Annotated in this window: 19 protein-coding genes and 1 other RNA gene; 10 read left to right on the top strand and 10 right to left on the bottom strand. The window is 67.4% G+C overall.

Going from position 1 to position 19,228, the window contains the following annotated elements; genetic code table 11:
- Window positions 1-2: 2 nt before the first annotated feature.
- Entirely contained in the window at window positions 3-1,865 is a 1,863-nt protein-coding gene (gene glk / locus QZ749_RS00345; RefSeq protein WP_296942085.1) for a glucokinase, read from the top strand.
- Window positions 1,866-1,902: 37 nt separating this feature from the next.
- Here glk and QZ749_RS00340 read toward each other — a convergent pair whose 3' ends face one another.
- The gene (locus QZ749_RS00340) at window positions 1,903-3,132 is read right to left on the bottom strand and encodes an MFS transporter (RefSeq protein ID WP_373896759.1); all 1,230 of its coding nucleotides are present in this window, start codon (window positions 3,130-3,132) and stop codon (window positions 1,903-1,905) included.
- 75 nt (window positions 3,133-3,207) lie between these two features.
- Between QZ749_RS00340 and QZ749_RS00335 the strand changes: the two genes are divergently transcribed.
- Window positions 3,208-4,011, top strand: a complete 804-nt coding sequence (locus QZ749_RS00335) for a helix-turn-helix transcriptional regulator (RefSeq protein ID WP_296942083.1) — start codon at window positions 3,208-3,210, stop codon at window positions 4,009-4,011.
- A 225-nt stretch (window positions 4,012-4,236) separates the two neighbouring features.
- On the opposite strand, the gene QZ749_RS00330 is transcribed toward QZ749_RS00335, so the two are convergent.
- From QZ749_RS00330 to groES, 4 genes are all read right to left on the bottom strand, one after another.
- The gene (locus tag QZ749_RS00330) at window positions 4,237-4,728 is read right to left on the bottom strand and encodes a hypothetical protein (RefSeq protein WP_296942081.1); all 492 of its coding nucleotides are present in this window, start codon (window positions 4,726-4,728) and stop codon (window positions 4,237-4,239) included.
- Between the two features lie 80 nt (window positions 4,729-4,808).
- Window positions 4,809-6,521: a methyl-accepting chemotaxis protein gene (locus QZ749_RS00325; RefSeq protein ID WP_296942079.1), complete on the bottom strand. Its 1,713-nt coding sequence runs from the start codon at window positions 6,519-6,521 to the stop codon at window positions 4,809-4,811.
- Between the two features lie 304 nt (window positions 6,522-6,825).
- Window positions 6,826-8,472 carry a chaperonin GroEL gene (gene groL, locus QZ749_RS00320; RefSeq protein WP_296942077.1) on the bottom strand — a complete coding sequence of 549 codons (1,647 nt, stop codon included), beginning with the start codon at window positions 8,470-8,472 and terminating at the stop codon, window positions 6,826-6,828.
- 43 nt (window positions 8,473-8,515) lie between these two features.
- Window positions 8,516-8,806, bottom strand: coding sequence for a co-chaperone GroES (gene groES, locus QZ749_RS00315; protein ID WP_056130611.1), 291 nt, complete (start codon window positions 8,804-8,806; stop codon window positions 8,516-8,518).
- Between the two features lie 369 nt (window positions 8,807-9,175).
- Here groES and QZ749_RS00310 point away from each other — a divergent pair, with 369 nt between their 5' ends.
- From QZ749_RS00310 to QZ749_RS00290, 5 genes are all read left to right on the top strand, one after another.
- Entirely contained in the window at window positions 9,176-9,418 is a 243-nt protein-coding gene (locus QZ749_RS00310) for a hypothetical protein (protein ID WP_296942073.1), read from the top strand.
- Window positions 9,415-9,720: a cell division protein ZapA gene (locus QZ749_RS00305; protein WP_296942071.1), complete on the top strand. Its 306-nt coding sequence runs from the start codon at window positions 9,415-9,417 to the stop codon at window positions 9,718-9,720. The genes QZ749_RS00310 and QZ749_RS00305 overlap by 4 nt, the downstream gene beginning before the upstream one ends.
- Before the next feature lie 48 nt (window positions 9,721-9,768).
- Window positions 9,769-9,949, top strand: a non-coding RNA gene (gene ssrS / locus QZ749_RS00300) — 6S RNA.
- 88 nt (window positions 9,950-10,037) lie between these two features.
- Window positions 10,038-10,520, top strand: a complete 483-nt coding sequence (locus QZ749_RS00295; RefSeq protein ID WP_296942069.1) for an EVE domain-containing protein — start codon at window positions 10,038-10,040, stop codon at window positions 10,518-10,520.
- Between the two features lie 50 nt (window positions 10,521-10,570).
- Entirely contained in the window at window positions 10,571-11,341 is a 771-nt protein-coding gene (locus QZ749_RS00290; RefSeq protein ID WP_296942104.1) for a sulfite exporter TauE/SafE family protein, read from the top strand.
- A 136-nt stretch (window positions 11,342-11,477) separates the two neighbouring features.
- Here QZ749_RS00290 and lgt read toward each other — a convergent pair whose 3' ends face one another.
- The gene (gene lgt / locus QZ749_RS00285) at window positions 11,478-12,290 is read right to left on the bottom strand and encodes a prolipoprotein diacylglyceryl transferase (RefSeq protein WP_296942067.1); all 813 of its coding nucleotides are present in this window, start codon (window positions 12,288-12,290) and stop codon (window positions 11,478-11,480) included.
- 1 nt (window position 12,291) lies between these two features.
- Complete coding sequence (locus QZ749_RS00280; protein WP_296942066.1) at window positions 12,292-13,185, bottom strand: LysR family transcriptional regulator; 894 nt, start codon at window positions 13,183-13,185, stop codon at window positions 12,292-12,294.
- Between the two features lie 115 nt (window positions 13,186-13,300).
- Between QZ749_RS00280 and ilvD the strand changes: the two genes are divergently transcribed.
- Window positions 13,301-15,163: a dihydroxy-acid dehydratase gene (ilvD, locus tag QZ749_RS00275; protein WP_296942064.1), complete on the top strand. Its 1,863-nt coding sequence runs from the start codon at window positions 13,301-13,303 to the stop codon at window positions 15,161-15,163.
- 85 nt (window positions 15,164-15,248) lie between these two features.
- On the opposite strand, the gene QZ749_RS00270 is transcribed toward ilvD, so the two are convergent.
- Entirely contained in the window at window positions 15,249-15,473 is a 225-nt protein-coding gene (locus tag QZ749_RS00270; protein ID WP_296942063.1) for a TIGR04438 family Trp-rich protein, read from the bottom strand.
- Between the two features lie 182 nt (window positions 15,474-15,655).
- Here QZ749_RS00270 and QZ749_RS00265 point away from each other — a divergent pair, with 182 nt between their 5' ends.
- Window positions 15,656-15,964 carry a c-type cytochrome gene (locus tag QZ749_RS00265; RefSeq protein WP_296942102.1) on the top strand — a complete coding sequence of 103 codons (309 nt, stop codon included), beginning with the start codon at window positions 15,656-15,658 and terminating at the stop codon, window positions 15,962-15,964.
- Between the two features lie 96 nt (window positions 15,965-16,060).
- Here the strand turns inward: QZ749_RS00265 and QZ749_RS00260 are convergent, their stop codons facing one another.
- Window positions 16,061-16,678: a TetR/AcrR family transcriptional regulator gene (locus tag QZ749_RS00260; RefSeq protein ID WP_296942061.1), complete on the bottom strand. Its 618-nt coding sequence runs from the start codon at window positions 16,676-16,678 to the stop codon at window positions 16,061-16,063.
- Between the two features lie 96 nt (window positions 16,679-16,774).
- Here QZ749_RS00260 and QZ749_RS00255 point away from each other — a divergent pair, with 96 nt between their 5' ends.
- The gene (locus tag QZ749_RS00255) at window positions 16,775-17,953 is read left to right on the top strand and encodes a 4-hydroxybenzoate 3-monooxygenase (protein WP_296942059.1); all 1,179 of its coding nucleotides are present in this window, start codon (window positions 16,775-16,777) and stop codon (window positions 17,951-17,953) included.
- A gap of 27 nt (window positions 17,954-17,980) precedes the next feature.
- Here QZ749_RS00255 and QZ749_RS00250 read toward each other — a convergent pair whose 3' ends face one another.
- Window positions 17,981-19,117: a branched-chain amino acid ABC transporter substrate-binding protein gene (locus tag QZ749_RS00250; RefSeq protein WP_296942057.1), complete on the bottom strand. Its 1,137-nt coding sequence runs from the start codon at window positions 19,115-19,117 to the stop codon at window positions 17,981-17,983.
- Between the last annotated feature and the right edge of the window lie 111 nt (window positions 19,118-19,228).

The following is a 19,228-nucleotide window of genomic DNA, read 5'->3' as shown; positions in this document are numbered from 1 at the left end:
GCATGCAGGAGCAGCCGGACAATACCCGCACCGCGTTCGCCGACGGCCCGCGCCTGCTGGCCGACATCGGCGCCACGCACGCGCGCTTCGCGCTGCAGACGGCGCCGGGCACCTACCGCTCGGTGAAGGTCCTGGTGTGCGACGACTTTGCCGGCATCGTCGACCTGCTGCGCTTCTACCTGTCCGAGCATGCCGATGTGCGTCCGCGCCACGGCGCGCTGGCGCTGGCCAATCCGGTCGACGGCGACACCGTGCGCATGACCAACCGGCCGTGGGAATTCTCCACCGACGCCGTGCGCCGCGAACTGGGCTTCGACACGCTGCTGATCGTGAACGACTTCACGGCGCTGGCGATGGCGATTCCCGGCCTGAAGCCGTCCGACCTGATGCAGGTCGGCGCGGGCAAGCCGGTGCCGGGCGCCGTGCTGGGCGTGCTGGGACCGGGCACCGGCCTGGGCGTCTCGGGCGGCATCCCGACCGTGGACGGGTTCATCACGCTCGGCAGCGAGGGTGGCCACGTGAATTTCGCCCCCAGCGACGAGCGCGAGTTCGCGATCCTGCGGGCCGCCTGGCGCGAGTGGCAGCACGTGTCGAACGAGCGCCTGATCTCCGGTCCCGGCATGGAAATCATCCACCGCGCGCTGGCCGAGCGCAACGGCGTGCAGGCGCCGGCGCGCACCTCGGCGCAGATCATCGCCGGCGCGCTCGACGACAAGGATGCGCTGTGCCTGGAGGTGCTGGAGTGCTTCTGCGGCATGCTGGGCGGCGCCGCCGCCAACCTGGCGGTGACGCTGGGCGCCTTCGGCGGCATCTTCATCGGCGGCGGCATCGTGCCGCGCATGGGCGAGTGGTTCGCCGGCTCGCCGTTCCGCGCGCGCTTCGAGGCCAAGGGCCGCTTCTCGGGCTACCTGGCCGACATCCCGACCTACGTGATCTCGACGCCGCACGTGGCCTTCGACGGCGTGGCCAACATCCTGTCGGAGCACCTGCGCGGCCGTAGCGGCGGCAACACGCTGATGGACCGCATCCAGGGCCTGAAGGGCGAGCTGACGCCGGCCGAGCAGCGCGTCGCCACGCTGGTGCTGGAACAGCCGCGCCTCGTGCTGAACGAGCCGATCGCCGGCATCGCCAGGCTGGCCGACGTCAGCCAGCCGACGGTGATCCGCTTCTGCCGTTCGCTTGGCTTCCTGGGCCTGGCCGACTTCAAGCTGAAGTTCGCCAGCAGCCTGACCGGCTCGATCCCGGTGCGCCACAGCCAGGTGCGCACCAACGACAGCACCCACGACCTGTCGGCCAAGGTGATCGACAACACGATCTCCGCGATCCTGCAGTTCCGCGACCAGCTCGACGTGCGCGCCATCGACCGCGCGATCGAACTGGTGAGCCGGGCCAGGCGCGTGGAGTTCTACGCGATGGGCAATTCGCGCGTGGTGGCGCTGGACGGCCAGCACAAGTTCTTCCGCTTCCGCATCCCGACCGCGCTGTACGGCGACTCGCACCTGTTCAAGCTGGCGGCCGACCTGCTGGGGCCGGGCGACGTGGTGATCGCGATCTCGAACTCGGGCCGCCTGCCGGACCTGCTGGCGGCGGTGGACGCGGCGCGCGCGCGCGGCGCCGACGTCATCGCCATCAGCAACAGCCAGTCGCCGCTGGCGCGCAAGGCCGACATCTGCCTGGCCGTGGACCACGCCGAGGACAGCACCACGTTCCTGGCGATGATCTCGCGGATCCTGCAACTGCTGCTCATCGACATCATGGCGGTGGGGGTGTCGGTGGACGTGCACCATGCGCGCACGCAGGCCGTGGCCGGCGCGGACGGGGAACCGGACGGCAGGCGCGCGTTGATCTCCCACCTCGACAGCTGATACGCCGTCGTCCCGGCCTGCGCCGGGACGACGGGTTTTACTTTTCCATCTTCGGCAACAGCGCCGCCAGCATGCCCAGCAGCGGCAGGTACGACGCCATCCGGTACACCGATTCGATGCCCGCCACGTCGGCCATATGGCCCATGGCCGCGGCGCCGATGCCGCTCACGCCGAACATCAGGCCGAAGAAGACCCCCGCGATCATGCCGACCTTGCCCGGCACCAGCTCCTGCGCGAACACGACGATCGCCGAGAACGCCGACGACATCACCAGGCCGATGACGACCGTCAGCACGCCGGTCCAGAACAGGCTCGCATAGGGCAGGGCCAGCGTGAACGGCGCCGCGCCCAGGATCGAGACCCAGATCACGCGCTTGCGGCCGATGCGGTCGCCGATCGGGCCGCCCGCGAAGGTGCCGGCCGCCACCGAGGCGAGGAACAGGAACAGATACATCTGCGCGGTGCCCACCGGGACGTGGAACTTCTCGATCAGGTAGAAGGTGTAGTAGCTCTGCAGGCTGGCCATGTAGACGTACTTGGAGAATACCAGCAGCGCCAGCACCGTCAGCGCCTGGATCACGCGGCCGCGCGGCAGGCCCGGCCCGGCGTGGACGGCGCTCTTCCTGACGGCGCTCTTCAGGTGGCTGCCGTACCAGCGGCTCACGCCCACCAGCACGATCACGGCCACCAGCACGAACAGCGTGAACCAGGCGATCCTGCCTTGGCCGCGGCCGACGATGATGGCGGCGGCCAGCAGCGGGCCGAAGGCCGAGCCGAGGTTGCCGCCGACCTGGAACAGCGACTGGGCGAAGCCGAACCGTCCGCCCGAGGCCAGGCGTGCCACGCGCGAGGCTTCCGGGTGGAACGTCGAGGAGCCGACGCCGATCATCCCGGCCGCCACCAGCAGCATCGGGAAGCTGCCGGCCACCGACAGCAGGCCGACCCCGAGCAGCGTCACGCACATGCCGACCGGCAGCAGGAACGGGATCGGGTGCTTGTCGGTGTACAGGCCGATCCACGGCTGCAGCAGCGAGGCGGTGCACTGGAACGTCAGGGTGATCAGGCCGACCTGGGTGAACGTGAGCGCGAACTCCTGCTTGAGCAGCGGGTAGATCGACGGCAGCACGGCCTGCACGCAGTCGTTCAGCAGGTGCACGAAGGCGACCGAGAACAGGATCTGCAGGGCGGTGCCGGACGTGGCGGACGTGGCGGCGGGCGCCGGGGCGCCGGCGCGGGCGCTGGCGGAAGGAGTGGGTGTAGTCGACATTGCGGTAATCCTCGTGAACGTCGAGACAGTGTAATATGGACGATTCGAACATATATTCCATCTTCCGTCGCCAAAGTGACACTCACATCGTCCCCGCGCTACCTGCCGAAGTTCGAGGCGCTGCCGCGCAGCGTCACCGCCGTGCCGTCGGCGGCGGCGCACGGCGAACTGGTCGCCGCCCACAGCCACCCCTGGGTGCAGCTGCTGTACGCCAGCGAGGGCGTGATGCGGGTGCGCACGGCGTTCGGCGTGTGGATCATCCCGCCGCGGCGCGCCCTGCTGATCGCGCCGGGCGTCGTGCACGAGCTGACGATGCTCAGCCGCGTCAACCAGCGCACGCTGTACATCGAGACCGAGGCCGCGGGCGCGGCCGGCGCGCCGGTGGCGGGCTGCCAGGTGGTCGAGGTCAGCCCGCTGCTGCGCGAACTGATCCTGGCGCTGTCGACGGAGCCCGTCGCCTACCCGCCGGGCGGGCGCGGCGAATCCCTGGCGCGCCTGATCCTGCTGGAACTGGGGGCGATGGAGACGGTGCCGATGGCCGTGCCCTGGCCGCGCGACCGCCGCCTGCAGGCCTTGTGCACCGACATCATGGACCATCCCGGCAGAGCGCGCACGCTGGAAGACCGCGCCGTCGACGCCGGCGCCAGCGCCCGCACGCTGATCCGCCTGTTTCCGAAGGAGACCGGCCTGCACTACCGCCAGTGGGTGCAGCAGGTGCACCTGGCGCACGCCTTCGAGATGCTGGCGCGCGGGGAAAGCGTCGGCGCCATCGCGCGCGCGCTGGGCTATGCCAGCCCGAGCGCCTTCACCAGCATGTTCCGCCGCCTGCTGGGCCGCACGCCGCAGCACTACCTGTCGGAGTGGAAGGCGCGCGCCTGAGAGCAGCGCGGCAGCGTCGGGAGGGGAGGAGGAGGGGAGGCCGCCGACCGGGGGGAGGAGTGGCGCTTGCGGCCCTCGCCGCACACGGCGGATTCGGGACTGGGCGCCGCGCGGTCAGCAGCGGACTCAACAATATCGAAAAGGTCCGGAAAAAGATTTGCGGTGCATCAATTTCACCGCAAACAGACAATTCTCCTGCTCGGTTCGTTTGTTCAGTTCCTTTCCTCAATTTCCCTTCAGTTCGACGCGCTGGATATTGCGCCGCCATTCGCCCAGCGATTGCACGCTGTCGTCCTCCAGGCTCTCGACGAGGATGTCGTCGCCCTGCCTGGCGACCAGGAAGCTGGCGCGGCGGTGCACGTCCTGCCGGCGGTTTTCCACGAAGCTGAGCTGGTAATAGGATTTGCCGTCGATGACGCGCGGCGTGGGATCGTCCTCGATGACGGCGCCGTGGACCTTGCCCTTCGACTTCTGTTCGATCTGCTCGGACCAGGCCTTGACTTCGGGCAGGGCCAGCACTTGCGCCATCGCCTGGTCGCGCGTGCGCTCGGGGACGGCGGGCGCCGGGGCGGGCTGCGCGGCCGGCGCCGGCGCGGGCGGCTCGGCGCGCTTGCAGGCGCCGAGGCCGCAGGCCAGCGCCAGCGCGAGGATGGACACCTGCCAGCGTGGGGCAGGGAAGAAGGATGGCCGCTGCGGCCCGGCGAGATGGGATGACATCCTGTCATGGTAAACCACGGCTGGCCGCAAGGGCAATGCCCGCCGCGGTGGCGCGCCGCGCGAGTGGCCTCGGCGCCCGCTCAGAACGCTTCCCACGCCGTGGCGGCGGCCGTTTCCTTGCGGGGCGCCGGACGCGCTTGGCGGGCGGCGGCCGGCGGCAGCGACTGGCGCTGCGCCGGCGCCGGAACGGCGCGGCCGGCCACGCGCGTCGGTGCGGCGGCGGCCGTCCCGGCCAGGCGGAACGTGCCGACGAGTTCGGCCAGCCGGGCCGCCTGCTCCTGCATGGCCTGCGATGCCGCGCTGGCCTGCTCGACCAGGGCGGCGTTCTGCTGGGTCACTTCGTCCATCTGCGTGACGGCCTGGTTGACCTGCTCGATGCCGCTGCTCTGCTCGCGGCTGGCCGCGGAGATCTCGGCCATGATGTCGGTGACGCCGCGCACCCGGCCGACGATCTCGTCCATGGTGGCGCCGGCATGGCTCACCAGGTTCGAGCCGATGCCGACCTTCTGGGCCGAATCGTCGATGAGCGCCTTGATTTCCTTGGCTGCGGCGCCGGCCCGGTGCGCCAGGCTGCGCACCTCGCCCGCGACGACGGCGAAGCCGCGGCCCTGCTCGCCCGCGCGCGCCGCCTCGACGGCGGCGTTCAGGGCCAGGATGTTGGTCTGGAAGGCGATGCCGTCGATGACGGCGATGATGTCGACGATGCGCCGCGCCGACGCGTCGATGGCCGCCATGGTGTCGACCACCTGGCCGACCACTTGGCCGCCCTTGACCGCTGCCTCGGAGGCCGACTGCGCCGTGACGCTCGCCTGCTGCGCGTTCTCGGCGTTCTGGCGCACCGTCGAGGTCAGCTCTTCCAGCGACGACGCGGTTTCCTCGAGCGAGCCGGCCTGCTGCTCGGTGCGGCTGGACAGGTCGAGGTTGCCGGCCGAGACCTGGGCGGCCGCGGTCGCGATGGTTTCGGTGCTCGTGCGCACCTCGGAGACGATGTTCGCCAGGTTGTCGCGCATCGCGCGCATCGCCAGCATCATGCTGCCGCGGTCGCCGGACTTGACCGGCACGTCGACGGTCAGGTCGCCTTCGGCGATGCGCGCCGCCACCTGCGCTGCATGGCCGGGCTCGCCGCCCAGCTGGCGCAGCAGCGTGCGCGTGACGATCGTGGCGCTGGCGATGCCGGCGACGATCGCCAGCGCGCCCAGCACCAGCATGAAGCGCACCGCCGAATCGTAGGTGTCCTTGGCCTCGCGCGCGGCATCGTCGTTGAACTTCACTTCCCAGCGCGCCAGTTCGCTCATCGTCTCCAGCCATGCCACTTGCAGTGGCGCCGCCTTGTTCATGAGCAGGTCGTTGGTCTCCTCGAACCGGTTGGCGAGGCCCAGCTCTTCCGCCTCGCGCATCACCGGCAGGGCGGCTTCCTCCTGCTGCTGCAGCCTGGCGAACAGGGCGCGCTCCTCGGACGTCGTATCGGGGGCCTCGAAGGTCTTGCCCAGCTTGCCTTTGGCCTGGGCGTAGGATTGTTCGAGCGCGCGCAGGTGCTCGGCCTCGCGCGCCATCTTCCCCTTGTCGGAAAGGATGGCGATATTGCGCAGTGCAATCATCCGGTCGCTGACGCTGTCGCGCATCGTACCGACCAGCATGATCTGCACGTTGTTGGTATCGGTGATCAGCGACAGGTGCTGCTTGATCTCGCGCATCTTCAACAGGCCGGTCGCGACGATGGCCGCCAGCAGGACGAGGACGATGGCATAGCCGATGGCGAGCTTGGTGCCGACTTTCAGGTTGTTCAGGTTCATGGCGATATTCCAGTCTCGATCGGTACGGGCGTGCGGACGCGCGCCGCGCGACAGCGATGATGGGTTGGGAAAGCAAGAGGAGCGACTACGGGGCGCGGGGATGGGGCGCGGCAGGCACCAAATTTAGTGCCACATGGAAATTATAATCCAGTCGCTGCCGTTGGAAATGGACCTGTCGCGTCAATACGACGCTTGCTTGGCGGTGTCCGGTGCGACATGAAAAAAGCCCGCGGGGAGCGACCCCGCGGGCTTCGTATGGAGCGGCGCCGCCCGCAAGGAGCAGGCGGTGCATCACATCCGGCAATTACATCATGCCGTCCATGCCCATGCCGCCCATGCCACCCATGCCGCCCATGCCGCCGGCAGCCGGCTTGTCTTCGACGATCTCGGAGACCATGCAGTCGGTGGTCAGCATCAGGCCGGCGATCGACGCGGCGTTCTGCAGTGCCGAGCGGGTGACCTTGGCCGGGTCCAGCACGCCCATTTCGACCATGTCGCCATAGGTGCCGTTGGCGGCGTTGTAGCCGTGGTTGCCGGTGCCGGCCAGCACGGATGCGACCACGACCGACGGCTCGTCGCCGGCGTTCTGGACGATCATGCGCAGCGGCTCTTCCATGGCGCGCAGGACGATCTTGATGCCGGCGTCCTGGTCCGGGTTGTCGCCCTTGACGTTCAGGGCAGCGCGTGCGCGCAGCAGGGCCACGCCGCCGCCCGGGACGATGCCTTCTTCGACGGCAGCGCGGGTCGCGTGCAGCGCGTCTTCGACACGTGCCTTCTTCTCTTTCATCTCGACTTCGGTCGCTGCGCCGACGCGGATCACGGCAACGCCGCCGGCCAGCTTGGCCACGCGTTCCTGCAGTTTTTCGCGGTCGTAGTCCGAGGTCGCTTCCTCGATCTGGACGCGGATCTGCTTGACGCGCGCTTCGATGCCGTCGGCCTGGCCAGCGCCGTCGATGATGATGGTGTTTTCCTTGCCCACTTCGATGCGCTTGGCCTGGCCCAGTTCCGCCAGGGTGACTTTTTCCAGGGTCAGGCCGACTTCTTCGGCGATGACCTGGCCGCCGGTCAGGATGGCGATGTCTTCCAGCATGGCCTTGCGACGGTCGCCGAAGCCCGGGGCCTTGACGGCGACGGTCTTCAGGATGCCGCGGATGTTGTTGACGACCAGGGTCGCCAGCGCTTCGCCTTCGATGTCTTCGGCGATGATGACCAGCGGACGGCCGGCCTTGGCGACTTGCTCCAGCACCGGCAGCAGGTCACGGATGTTCGAGATCTTCTTGTCGCACAGCAGGATGAACGGGTTCTCGTGAACGGCGACCTGCTTGTCCGGGTTGTTGATGAAGTACGGCGACAGGTAGCCGCGGTCGAACTGCATGCCTTCGACGATGTCCAGCTCGTCCTGCAGCGACTTGCCGTCTTCGACGGTGATGACGCCTTCCTTGCCCACTTTTTCCATCGCTTCGGCGATGCGCTCGCCCACGGACGAATCCGAGTTGGCCGAGATGGTGCCGACTTGGGCGATCTCTTTCGAGGTGGTGGTCGGCTTGGCGATCTTCTTCAGTTCTTCGACGGTGGCGGCGACGGCCTTGTCGATGCCGCGCTTCAGGTCCATCGGGTTCATGCCGGCGGCAACGAACTTCATGCCTTCGCGGACGATGGCTTGCGCCAGCACGGTCGCGGTGGTGGTGCCGTCGCCGGCGTTGTCGCTGGTCTTCGACGCGACTTCCTTGACCATCTGCGCGCCCATGTTCATGAGCTTGTCTTTCAGTTCGATTTCTTTCGCGACCGACACACCGTCCTTGGTGACGGTCGGGGCGCCGAACGAGCGCTCCAGCACGACGTTACGGCCTTTCGGGCCCAGGGTGACCTTGACTGCGTTGGCCAGGATGTTGACACCCTCGACCATCTTGGCGCGTGCTACGTCGCCGAACACTACATCTTTAGCTGCCATTTGTTGTTCTCCGATTTACAGGAATGATTCGTTCTGGACGGGATTACTGGGCCACGACGGCCATGATGTCTTCTTCGCGCATCACCAGCAGTTCCTCGCCATTGACCTTGACGGCCTGGCCCGAGTACTTGCCGAACAGGACGCGGTCGCCGACCTTCACTTCCAGCGGGCGCACGTTGCCGTTTTCCTGTACTTTGCCATTGCCGACGGCCAGCACTTCACCTTGGTCCGGTTTCTCGGCCGCCGCATCGGGGATGATCAGGCCGGATGCAGTCTTGGTTTCCTGGTCGAGACGCTTCACGATCACGCGATCGTGCAAGGGGCGAAGGTTCATGCAAAACTCCTTTGTGTTGGTTTGACTTGGCTGTACGTACCGGCCGATCCGATCGGCGCGGTGCAGAGGGCTGTTAGCACTCTCTACTAACGAGTGCTAATTATAGGGACGATAAATTGTCATTTCAAGCCACAGCGTTCGCGTTTTAACGGACTTTTTTGTGGATCCGCAATCGCCCGCCCTGGCTTGCCGTAAAAAGTGAGGGAAAAGTCGTGATATCTCGACGGCATCGCGCCGCTTCGGCACGGCGCCGGCTGAACCACGAGAGCCTAACACCCCCGGCCGGAACGGCGCGCACGATCGGCCCGGTCGATGGCGCGCGCTTGGGATTCGGTTGACGAAAAATTCGACTCGGTCCTATAGTTATGGATGATTTCCGAATTCCAAGAACTTTCCGACAAAATCGACAAGCTCGCCGCGCTGACCCAGTCGCTGCGCAGCGAGAACTACCTGCTGCGCCAGGCGAACGCCCTGCTCAGCGCCGAGAACGTCGACTTCAAGAACCGGCTGCTCGCCGCCCAACAGCGCGTCGAAGCGCTGCTGGAACAGCTCGAGCCCCCGGCGCCCCCGGCCGAGCCGGTCCAACCCGACGATGCCGAGGCCACGCGATGATCCACCTGGACGTTACCATCATGGGCCTGCCGTACCGGCTGGCCTGCCGCGAGGGCGAGGAGCAGACGCTGCGCCAGGCCGTTACCTATCTCGACGGCAAGATGTGCGCGCTGCGCGATTCCGGCAAGGTCAAGGGCACCGACCGCATCGCCGTCATGGCCGCGCTGTCGGTGGCCGCGGAATTCCTGTCGGTGAAATCGCCGCAGGGGCCGCTGTCCGACATGTCGATCCTGGAAGTCAAGCAGAAACTGGAAGCGATGCACACGGTCCTGGACGCCGCGCTGGCGCCGCAGGAAACCTGATTCAACAGAAAATGGTTTGACAGGACGGTCCGGCGTAGTAAACTGGCGCCTACCCTGCGGTGTTCGAGATTTGTCATATATTCCTTGAACCATTCTTTCGCATAGGTTGTGGAACATGCCTGGTGGGCGCGATCGTCACTAGTTTGACGAACCCGAAATCGAGCTGACTACGACCACCTTGAGCCTTTTGGTTCGGGATGCCGGCAAAAACGGCACAGGCGGGGCTACATTCACGAGCGGTTGCGGCACGAAGGTGCGCAACCGCTTTTTCATGCGCGCTCGATACGGGGCGTACCCATTATGCAGGCGGGCGGAAGATGCGCTACTGGTTGATGAAGTCCGAACCGGACGAAGTGAGTTTCGACGACGTGCTGGCCGCGCCGCACAGGACCACGGCGTGGTTCGGCGTGCGCAACTACCAGGCGCGCAACTTCATGCGCGACCAGATGCGCGAGGGCGACGGCGTCCTGTTCTACCACTCCAGCTGCGCCGTCCCCGGCGTGGCCGGCATCGCGCGCATCGCCAGCGGCCCGTATCCGGACGCCTCCCAGTTCGACGCCGCCGGCAAGTACTTCGACCCCAAGGCCACGCCCGAGACGCCGCGCTGGACCTCGATCGACGTGCAGGCCGTCGCCGCCGGCCGCTACCTGCCGCTGACGGAGCTGCGCACCGTTCCCGAGCTGGAGGACATGGTGCTGCTGCAGAAGGGCAGCCGCCTGTCGATCTCGCCGGTGACGCCGGACCAGTGGCGCTGCATCCTGCGGCTGGCCGGCCTGCCCGCGGACAGCGGCGCGGCGTGAGCGTGTTCCCGGGCGGCCTCGATCCCGGCACGGTGCTGGCGCTGCTGGCGATGGGCTGCTTCGGCGGCTTTTCCGCCGGCCTGCTCGGCATCGGCGGAGGCATGGTGCTGGTGCCCTTCATGACGATGATCTTCACGGCGCGCGGCTTCGCGCCGCACCTGGTCGTGCACATGGCGATCGCCACCTCGCTGGCCACCATCCTGTTCACGTCGCTCTCCTCGATGCGCGCGCACCATCGCCACGGCGCCGTGCTGTGGCGCGTGGCGCGCCTGCTGGCGCCGGGCATCGTGGTCGGCTCCTGGATCGGGCCGTGGATCGGCAAGCAGATGGACACGCAGGCGCTGGCCCTGTTCTTCGGCGTGTTCGTCGCCTTCTCGGCGACGCAGATGCTGCTGAACCGCCGTCCCGAAGGCAGCCGGCCGCTGCCCGGCACCGGCGGCATGCTGCTGGCGGGCGGCCTGGTGGGCGTGCTGTCGGGCCTGGTCGGCGCCGGCGGCGGCTTCGTGTCGATCCCGTTCATGACCTGGCGCGGCATCCGCATCCACAACGCGGTGGCGACCAGCGCGGCGCTGGGCTTTCCGATCGCGCTGTCGGGCACCGTGGCGAACGTCTGCTACGGCTGGAACGAGGCGGGCCTGCCGGCCGGCGCGCTCGGCTTCGTGTGGGTGCCGGCCCTGCTGATGGTGGTCGTCGCCAGCATGGCGCTGGCGCCGCTGGGCGCGCGCATGGCGCACCGGTTGCCGGTGCAGCGGCTGCGGCGGATCTTCGCGTGCATCCTGTATGCGCTGGCGGCCTATATGTTGTGGAAGGCGGCGCAGTGACGTGGTGGGCGGCCATTCATGCGCCGCGTGGACGGGGGACCCGTCCACCCTACGTGATGACATGAGCGACCGTCCTTTCACGCGGTAGGGTGGACGGGTTACCCGTCCACGCGTTCAAGAGACGTTCGCGCCTCGATCAAGCGTGAACTGCCCGCTTGTTCCCGCCCGAATACGCCCACCCGAGCATGACCAGCCCCGCCACGATCATCGGCAGCGACAGCACCTGGCCCGACGTGATCGGCATCCCCAGCACGTGGGTCTCCCAGTCCGGCACGCGGAAGTATTCGGTGAAGAAGCGCGCGCAGCCGTACAGCAGCGTGTACAGCGCGCCCACCGCCAGGCGCGGGCGCGGCTTGCGCGCGAACAGCCAGACGATGACGAAGCACAGCAGCCCGTCGACCAGCATCTGGTACAGCGGCGACGGATGGCGCAGGCCCTCGACGCCCGGCCACAGCATGGCCCAGGGCAGGTCGGGGCTGGCCAGGCGGCCCGGCAGCTCGGCGTTGATGAAGTTGCCCAGGCGCCCGCAGGCATAGCCGATGGGGACCATCGGGGCGATGAAGTCGTACACGTCGAGCAGGTTGCGGCCGCGCTTGCGGGCCCACAGCGCCATCGCGATCAGCACGCCGATGAAGCCGCCGTGGTAGGACATGCCGCCGTGCCAGGTCATGAGGATCTCGGCCGGATGCGAGAAATAGTAGTCGGGCCTGTAGAACAGGACTTCGCCCAGGCGGCCGCCGATCACCACGCCCAGCATCCCGTAGAACAGCATGTCGTCCAGGTCTTCGTTGCGCCAGCCCTGGGCCGCCACGTGGGGCTGGGTGCGGATGCGCACGCGGCCCAGGATCACGAACAGCGCGAAGGCCAGGACGTACATGATCCCGTACCAGTGGATGTCCACGGGGCCGATGCTGAACGCGATCGGGTTCGGTTGCGGGTGAACGAGCATATTAAGTATTCCTCAGTAGTTCCAGAAAGCCTTGCAGTACCGGCGAGGCATTGTCGCGCCGCCAGGCGATGCCGGTCTCGACCATTGGAGTCGGGTCCGCGAGGGCACGGTATTCTACGCCCGGACGCATCAGGTTGCAGACCGATTGTGGCACAAGTGCCATCCCCATGCCCGCCGACACCAGGCTGACGATGGTCTGCATCTGGATCGCCTGCTGGCCGATCGCCGGCGTGATGCCGGCGGCGCGGAAGCACGACAGGATGGCGTCGTGCAGCGCCGGCGAGACCTCGCGCGGGAAGATGATCAGGGGCAGGCGCGGCAGGTCCTGCAGGCGCACCGGGCCGCCGTCCCGGGGCAGCGCCAGGCCGCCCGGCGCGCACAGGATCAACGGCTCGTCCAGCGCCTTCATGTAGTCGAGTTCGACGAGCGCCTTGTCCGGCAGCGGCGGGATCAGGAAGCCGGCGTCGATGCGTCCGCCGCGCAGCAGTTCCTCGACCTGCACGTCGGACGTGGCTTCTTGCAGCGTCAGGTGCACGGCCGGGTAGCGTTCGCTGTAGCGGCGCAGCAGCGGCGGCAGGATGCTGTAGTCGGCCGAGGTGATGAAGGCCAGCGACAGCCTGCCGGCCTCGCCGCCGGCCGCGCGCCGCGCCAGGTCGGGCAGGCCGGCGGCTTCCGCCAGCAGCCGCCGCGCCTCGGGCAGCAGCGCGGCGCCGGCCGGCGCCAGGGCCACGCTGCGGCGGTTGCGCGCGAACAGCGGCGCGCCCAGCAGGTCTTCCAGCGCGGCGATCGCCTGCGACAGCGGCGGCTGCGTCATGTGCAGGCGCGCGGCCGCGCGGCCGAAGTGCAGCTCCTCGGCGACGGTGACGAAATAGCGCAGCTGGCGCAGTTCGACCATGCTCGTTCCTGTGATATGTCTAATGTATTACAGGACATTGAATCATATATTGGACAACTCATCAAACAGGCGTCACCCTGTTGCTCCCCCCATTCGCACCATGCAGGAGACGACCATGCCGACCTACCGTTCCCGAACCACCACCCAGGGCCGCAACATGGCCGGCGCGCGCGCCCTGTGGCGCGCCACCGGCATGAAGGATGGCGACTTCGAGAAACCGATCATCGCGGTCGTCAATTCCTTCACCCAGTTCGTGCCGGGCCACGTGCACCTGAAGGACCTGGGCCAGCTGGTCGCGCGCGAGATCGAGGCGGCCGGCGGCGTGGCCAAGGAATTCAATACCATCGCCGTCGACGACGGCATCGCGATGGGCCACGGCGGCATGCTGTACTCGCTGCCGTCGCGCGACCTGATCGCCGATTCGGTCGAGTACATGGTGAACGCCCACTGCGCCGATGCGATGGTCTGCATCTCGAACTGCGACAAGATCACCCCGGGCATGCTGATGGCCGCGATGCGCCTGAACATCCCGGTCGTGTTCGTGTCGGGCGGCCCGATGGAGGCGGGCAAGGTGCTGAAGGTCGTCGACAACAAGCAGAAGATCATCAAGCTGGACCTGGTCGACGCGATGATCCAGGCCGGCGACGCGCGCATCTCCGACGCCGACGTGGCGGAAGTCGAGCGCTCCGCCTGTCCGACCTGCGGTTCCTGTTCCGGCATGTTCACGGCCAACTCGATGAACTGCCTGACCGAGGCGCTGGGCCTGTCCTTGCCCGGCAACGGCACCATCGTCGCCACCCACGCCGACCGCAAGGAACTGTTCCTGCGCGCCGGCCGCCTGATCGTCGAGATCGCCAAGCGCCACTACGAGCAGGACGATGATTCGGTCCTCCCGCGCAGCATCGCCACCAAGGCGGCGTTCGAGAACGCGATGGCGCTGGACGTGTCGATGGGCGGCTCCACCAACACCGTGCTGCACCTGCTGGCCGCCGCGCACGAGGCGGGCGTGGCCTTCACGATGGCCGACATCGACCGCATCTCGCGCCACGTGCCCTGCCTGTGCAAGGTCGCGCCGATGACCGACAAGTACCACATCGAGGACGTGCACCGCGCCGGCGGCATCGTCGCGATCCTGGGCGAGCTGGCGCGCGCCGGCCTGCTCGACACCTCGCTGCCGACGGTGCACAGCGCCTCGATCGCCGAGGCGATCGAGAAATACGATATCCGCGCGAGCGACGACCCGGCGGTGCACCAGCTGTTCCGCGCGGCGCCGGGCGGCGTGCCGACCCAGGTGGCGTTCTCGCAGTCCGAGCGCTACGCCACGGCGGACCTGGATCGCACGACCGGCTGCATCCGCGACCGCGCGCACGCCTACTCGCAGGACGGCGGCCTGGCGGTCCTGTACGGGAACATCGCCGAGAAGGGCTGCATCGTGAAGACGGCGGGCGTCGACGAGAGCATCCTGACGTTCTCCGGGCGCGCGCGCGTGTTCGAGAGCCAGGACGCGGCCGTCGAGGGCATCCTGGGCGACACCGTGCACGCGGGCGACGTCGTCATCATCCGCTACGAGGGGCCGAAGGGCGGGCCGGGCATGCAGGAGATGCTGTACCCGACCTCGTACATCAAGTCGAAGGGGCTGGGCAAGGCCTGCGCGCTGTTCACGGACGGCAGGTTCTCGGGCGGTTCGTCGGGCCTGGTGATCGGCCACGCCTCGCCGGAAGCGGCGGAAGGCGGCGCGATCGGCCTGGTGGAAGAGGGCGACATGATCGACATCGACATCCCGGCGCGCACGATCAACCTGCGCGTGAGCGCCGAAGACCTGGCGCACCGCCGCGCCGCCATGGAAGACCGCGGCGACGCGGCCTGGCAACCGGTCGACCGCGAACGCTATGTCTCGCAAGCGTTGCAGGCCTACGCCGCCCTGACGACCTCCGCCGACCGCGGCGCAGTGCGCGACCTGTCCCAACTGAAACGTTGATCAACCCCAAACCGGGGTCAGAGCCGGGGTCAGAGCCCGGTTTTTGGAAATTGCCCGAAATCGGGCTCTGACCCCGGTTTGATGGTTATTTACGTTTGGTGAAGCTTTGCTTGACGCGCTCCTGGCGGCGCTTTTCGTCGACGTCGTGGGCCTTGCGCTTGTCGAGGCCCAGCATCTTTTCGATGAATTCGAACCAGATGAAGGCGACCGCCATCAGGCCGACGATCCACCACCACGACAGGAGGGCGAAGTGCCAGATTTCGAAGAAGCGCAGGATGCTTAGGGCGGCGATGAGGAGGATGAGGGGCATGGGACTTCCTTGTCTGCGGCCCATCTTAGCGCATTTGCCGGTGAAAATGTGTTGCTTGGCAACACTAATTTACTCTCGAGTCAACTAAAAGATGTATCAGGCGTTACCGAGTATTGTCAGGGGTCTTTCATGCGCGGAAAGGCGCTAGAATCTCTGTCGTAACACTTTCACTGGAGAAAATGATGAAACGGTCCCTGATGTTGTTCGTCGCAGCTTCCGCCCTGGTCTCGGGCAGCGCATTCGCGCAAGCCGATCTCGCCAAGTCGAAGAACTGCATGGCTTGCCACGCTGTCGCCAACAAGGTGGTCGGTCCGGCCTACAAGGACGTGGCGGCGAAGTACGCGGGCCAGAAGGGCGCCGAGGACAAGCTGGTCCAGAAGGTCATGAAGGGCGGTTCGGGCACCTGGGGTCCGGTGCCGATGCCGGCCAACCCGCAGGTGAGCGAAGCCGAGGCCCGCAGCCTGGTCAAGTGGGTGCTGGCGCAGAAATGAAGATGGCCGCGTCCAAGCGGCCGGCCGGCAGTCCCTGAAACGGCGCGCCGTCGCGATCGCGAGGCGCGCTGTTCGTTTGCGCGGGCGGGACGCGCTCTACGCAATGCCGTAATGACCGATCAGCATGTCCGCCAGCAGGTCGGCCTGGCGCATCAACTCGGCGTCCGACGTACCCTCGTCCGTCGTCCTCTCCGCAAAACTCGTCGTCAGCAGCACGATGAAGCGGACGTCGAAGGAGAGATCGCCCGGCGCGCGTTCCCGCAGCGCGTCTTCGATGAACGTCCGGGTGAGCGCCGCGCCCTCGTCCATCAGTTCCCGGAATTGCGCCGTATCCTTCAGTTCGACGGCGGCGATCCTTAGCGCCCGGCGCAGGTCGGCCTCGGCCGCCTCGACCGCGAAGAACATGCGGATGAACTCCCTGAGCTTGGCCGCGTGGTCCTGGCCGCCGCGCGCGAGGACGGGCGCCAGTTGCGCGAGCTGCCGGTCCCAGGTCAGCGTGGCGACGTGGAACAGCAGCGCCTCCTTGTTCGGAAAGTACTGGTAGAAGGACGCGATGTTCACGCCCGCCTTGTCCGCCACCTTGTTGGCGGTGAATCCCGCGGCCCCGTGCCGCTTCAGAATGTAAGTGGCCGCTTCGACGATGGCATCGACCGTGGCGATCGCGCGTGCCTGTTTCGGCTGCTTTTTCAAGGAGATATCGAGCTTGCGCGGCATCCGTCGGCCTCCGGTCCGGAATGTGACTATCGAATGTAAATAAATACTTATATTCTTTTCGCTCCTGGAAATCAACCTGAAGCGAAAGGAAACACCATGAATCCATCCCGCGAAGACACGCGCGTCGCGATCGTCGGCGGCGGCGTGTCGGGACTGGCGCTCGCCACCTTCCTGCACCTGTCCGGCGTGGCCTGCGTCGTGCTGGAACGGCGCGAACGCGCCTACGTCGAGATGCGCCAGCGCGCCGGCGTCGTCGAGGCACGCGGCGTGCGCATGTTCGAACGCTGGGGGCTGGCCGAACGGCTGCTGGGCGGCCCGGTCGCGCAGTCGATCGACTACCGCATCGACGGCGCCAGCCACATCCTCGAGATGGCCGCCGAGGACGGCAGCCCGGGCCGCTTCTGCACCCAGCAGATGCTCGTCAACAACCTGTTGCGCGAACTGGTCGACGCGCGCGCGGGCGACGTCCGCTTCGGTGTCGCGGACGTCGTCATCCGCAACGACGGCGAGGGCCGGGCGCAGGTCCTCTACACCGACGCCGGCGGCGCGCATGCGCTCGATTGCGACTACGTGGTCGGCTGCGACGGTAACCGCGGCGTCAGCCGCGCCGCGATCCCGCACGGCGTGCTGGCGAAGACCAGCCACGAATTCGGCTACGCCTGGCTCGCCGCCCTGGTCGAGGCGCCCGTCGCCGGTCATCCGGTCATGGGCGTCAGCGACCGCGGCTTCGTGGCGCAGCTCCCGCGCGGTCTGCAGCGCAGCCGCTACTACCTGCAGTGCGCGCTCAGCGACACGGCGCAGGACTGGCCGGACCAACGCCTGTGGGACGAGATCCGCCTGCGCATGGGCGATGCGGCGATCGCCAATGTCGTGGTCCACGACAAGGAGGTCATCCCCCTGCGCAGTGTCGTGCATGCGCCGATGCAGCACCGCCGGCTGTTCCTTGCCGGCGACGCCGCCCACCTCGTTCCGCCGACGGGCGCCAAGGGAATGAACCTGGCGCTGTACGACGTCGATGTGCTGGGGCAGGCCCTGGTGGCGGCCGTGCGCGAGGGGGATACGCGTGCGCTGGACGCCTACTCGGAGACGGTCCTGCCGCGCATCTGGCGCTACCAGGAGTTCAGCGCATGGATGACGGAGACGATGCACGACGCCGGCGATCCGGCGCAGCGCGGGGCGTTCCGCCGGATGACGGCGCGGGCGCGGCTCGCCGCCCTGTTCGATTCGCCGGCCGCACGCCGGCTGCACGGGGAATTCCAGCGCGGGACGGCCTGACGGCGCCCCTGCCAATGGCAACGCCGGTCAGCGGATCACGTCCAGCTTGTTCCGCTGGCCGCCCTTGTAGGTGAACAGCGTCAGCGCGCCGTCCTTGATGTCGCCGTACTGATCGAACTGGATGGTGCCGGTCACGCCCTCGTACTTGATGGCCTTCAGCGCCGGCAGGTACCTGGCCGGATCGGCGGATTTCGCGTTCTGCATGGCGGTGGCCATCACCATCACCGAGTCGTAGACGTAGGGCGCGTACAGCTGCACGTCCATGTTGAACTTCTTCTTGTAGCGGGCGCGGAAGTCGTCCATCCCCTTTTCCTGCGGACCCTGCACGCCGCCGGCTTCGGCGCAGACCACCTTGCCGTCGACCAGGCCGTCGCCGGCCAGGCGTGCCAGCGAATTCGTGCACATGCCGTCGCCGCCCATGAAGAACACGTTGATGCCCAGCGCCTTGATCTGCTTGAGCATGGGGCCGGCCACGGAATCCATGCCGCCGAAGAAGATCAGGTCCGGCTTCCTGGCCTTGATCGCGGTAAGGATGGCGGTGTAGTCGGTCGCGGTGGGGCTGGTGAATTCGCGCGCGACGACCTTGATGCCGGGCTTCTTCGTGCCTTTCACGAATTCGTCGGCCACGCCCTGGCCGTAGGTGCTGCGGTCGTCGATGACGGCGATGTTCCTGACCTTGAGCGTCTCGATCGCGTACTTGCTCAGCGTGCCGCCCAGCTTGGCGTCGCTGGCGACGGTGCGGAAGGCGCCGGGGAAGCCCTGGCGCGTGTAGCGGGGCGACGTCGTCGCCGGCGAGATCTGCACGATGCCGGCGTCGTGGTAGATCTTCGACGCCGGCACCGAGGTGCCCGAGTTCAGGTGGCCGATCACGCCGTTGACGTGGGCGTCGACCAGCTTCTGCGCCACCGCCGTGCCCTGCTTGGGATCGGCGCCGTCGTCCTCGGCCACCAGCTGCAGCGTGACCTTCTGGCCGTTGATCGCAAAACCCTTGGCGCTCAGTTCGTCGATCGCCATGCGCGCGGCGTTTTCCATGTCCTTGCCGAGGTGGGCGCTGGGGCCGGAGATCGGCGCCACGTGGCCGATCTTGACGACCTGCTGCGCGCCGGCCGGGAGGGCGCAGGCGAGGGCGACGGCGATGGGAACGAGTCTGGTGGTGAGCTGCATCGAATTCTCTCCAAGGATGGTGGACACGGCGTGCTGGCTGCGGCCGTAACGTAGTTGCGCAAGGCAAAGTTACAGCAATTTGCCGGCTTGGCAAAGCCTCGGGAAAGAGAA

This window comes from uncultured Massilia sp., assembly GCF_913773735.1.
Lineage (GTDB): Bacteria > Pseudomonadota > Gammaproteobacteria > Burkholderiales > Burkholderiaceae_D > Telluria.
Note: the sequence above shows the minus strand (reverse complement) of the source record. Positions and strands in the feature narration are given on the sequence as shown.